The sequence below is a fragment of the Sporichthyaceae bacterium genome (assembly GCA_036493475.1).
Classification (GTDB): Bacteria; Actinomycetota; Actinomycetes; order Sporichthyales; family Sporichthyaceae; genus DASQPJ01.
The window spans coordinates 1-2,547 of record DASXPS010000043.1 but is presented as its reverse complement, the minus strand read 5'-3'; the positions used below and the strand labels follow the sequence as shown (position 1 = coordinate 2,547).

The 2,547-nt window shown below is 69.1% G+C and carries 2 protein-coding genes; both read right to left on the bottom strand.

All coding sequences use genetic code 11. The annotated features are described in order from the left end of the window. On the bottom strand, positions 1–409 hold a 409-nt coding region (locus VGJ14_04560; GenBank protein HEY2831674.1), incomplete at its 3' end, for a hypothetical protein. Positions 410–586: 177 nt separating this feature from the next. Beyond that, positions 587–2,044: an IS1380 family transposase gene (locus VGJ14_04555; GenBank protein ID HEY2831673.1), complete on the bottom strand. Its 1,458-nt coding sequence runs from the start codon at positions 2,042–2,044 to the stop codon at positions 587–589. Positions 2,045–2,547: the final 503 nt, after the last annotated feature.

Here is a 2,547-nt window from a genome sequence, read left to right as displayed (position 1 = left end):
GCTCCCAGTCGTGCGGGGACGGTGGTGGCTGATCGGCGGCGAGTAGGTGGTCCCCGCAGAGCGGACCGCGTGCCTCCTGCCTGGTGAGCAGGCGCAGCGTGTCGTTGTCCAGCGGGGGCTTGACCTTGTTTCGTCGTTTGGCCCAGTAGTCGGTCAGGGCGGGGTCGTCGGGTGAGGCCGCGCCGGTGACCATGACGTGTCGGACGATGTCGGTCCAGGAGAACTTGACCAGGTAGGTGTTGTTGTCGGGGTCACCGAACACCCATCGGTCGTTCCTGAACTTGTTGCGCTTGCCGAAGTAGCGGTCGACGATCCACGGCTTCGGCTTGTTGTTGTGGCGCCATGTCGCCCATTTGTAGGTGAGTTTCCACATCTGGTAGTCCAGCGTGTGGAACACCTTGGACGACACCGCACCCCGGTTGTAGGCCGCCCATCCTCTGACCCGATTCGGCGAGTAGCAGGTGAGTTGATCTACGGCTGGATTTGTGGATCTTTCCTGGGTGTATTTCGGGTTCGGGCAGGACGAAGGCCCGAATGACGCCTCGGGCGAGCGGGGTTCCGGGATGTTCGGGGCCGGTCGGCCTGGTCAGGACGTTGCGGGGAGTGCGCGGATGCGAGCGAGGACCTCGTTGAGCAGGTGATGTCCCGGTGGTGGGCGCAGGGTGAGCCCGCCGGCGTGGCGGATCAGCCTGGCCGGGACACGGATCAATCGGTGCCGCAGGGTGGCGATCATGGCTTGGCCGCCGCGGAGGCCGTGCCCGATCAGTCGCGCGCCGGGTCCTGGGGTGGCGGTGAGCTGATGCAGCCAGCCCGCGATGCTGGCCGCGAGCAGCGCACCCCACATCCACGCGGTGTTGACTTGCGGATATCCCGAGGGGAGATGGCGAAGCGCCGCTCCGAGCTTGGCATCGCGGAAGATGTTCTCGACCTGGGTTCGGTGCCGATACCAGTGCTCCACCCCAGCCGCTTTGTCCGCAGTGGACACGTCGAGGTCGGTCACGATGAACGAGTAGCCGTACAAGGCGTCGGCGTCGGCGAGCTCGTCGAGTGGCAGGGCGCGTTGGTCGGGGTGCAGGGTGCGGCGGCGCCGCGACCGCGGGTCGGCCGAGATCTGTCCGGCGGCCGGGTCGAGGCGGACCCGGCGGATCAGCAGCCGGGTGGCCGTGGGCCACCAGTCCGGGCAGTAGGCGGCCACCGCGACTTGTGCGCGGTCCATGTCGATCGCGTCGGTCCACGCGTCCGCGCCGACCCCGTCGAGGATCCGCCACAGCGGGGCGATGCGCTTGGCGCCGATGGCGAAGCGGACCCCGGACAGCAGCGCGGCGCGGGCCAGCCGTCCGGCGAAGTAGCCGGCGTCGGCGCGCAGCCGCACCCGCCCGTCCCGGGCCGGCGCGGGCAGCGCCGCAAGCGCTCGGCGCAGCAGTTCAGGCGCGTGCGGGCGGGGATCGTCGTTGCCGGCCATCAGGTCCGCGGCCAGCGTCGTGGCCATCTCGGCCCAGGTGGCCACGTGCGGCCGCCCGCACCGCTGGCCCTGGTAGTTGTAGGCCACCCCACGCTTGCGCCGCCCGTACACCTCCACGTCGGTGGTGTCCAAGTCGATCGTGACCTGCTCGCACAGGGCGGTGGCCCGCTGCGCGGGCAGCGCGGCCAGCACCGCGGCGTGGATGTCCCCGGTCCCGGTCTCCACCGCGTGCCACTGCCCGTCGGTGAACCGCCGTGCCAGCCCGGCTGCGGTCGTCGACGCCAGCGCGGGCACTGGGGCCAGCTGCTGCCCGGCCACATCGGCCCGCTGGCGGTCCAGCCCGACCAGGAAATCCTCCCCGGCCAACTGCGCGGCCGCCATCCCGACCAGCACCTGACCACCGGTGAACCCGCGCCCGCGGGTCTTGATCGGTCCGATCGCCGCGTCCAGCAACTTGATCATGCCGAGTCGGTCGACCAGCTCGGTCACCGCCGCCATCCCCGAGAACTGGGTCAGCGTCGGGTCCGGCGCGCCGATTCGCACCAACCGTCGCAACCGGCGGATATCGCGTAGTCTGTCCACCCGATAGGTGTCCTCTCAACCCGGATGATCGTGGTCTGGTAACCGGAATCATCCCAGGTCAGAGGGCATCTATCGTCATTTCAGGCGCCGTGTCGCGCCACTACTCGCGGATTCGGGTCAGATGCTGTTCAACGTCGTCGTTCGTACCCGAGCGCGCAAGCCCTGCTTGCCTCGCGGGCCCTGCGACGCTCTGCGGGGGAAGAGAAATGAAACGCCTCCCGGCTGATCTTCCAATTTCCGCACTCGGAGGCGCCCCTATCAACCATGATGCGCGCCTCCGCAATGCGCGACCGGAACGGGTGGTCAAGGTTTGCCGCGAACCGTCGGGCGCCATCGTCCGTTTCTACCCACCTGGAGGTGGGCGGGGTCGGCGGCGGATCAGCCGCCCAGGGTCATTTCCCCTGCCGCGGAGGGTTTGGGGTCGGTGAGGCGCATCATGCGCAGCGAGTTGAGCAGCCCGAGGAGTCCGGCCAGCAGCGGGATGAGCAGGGCTACCTGCAGGG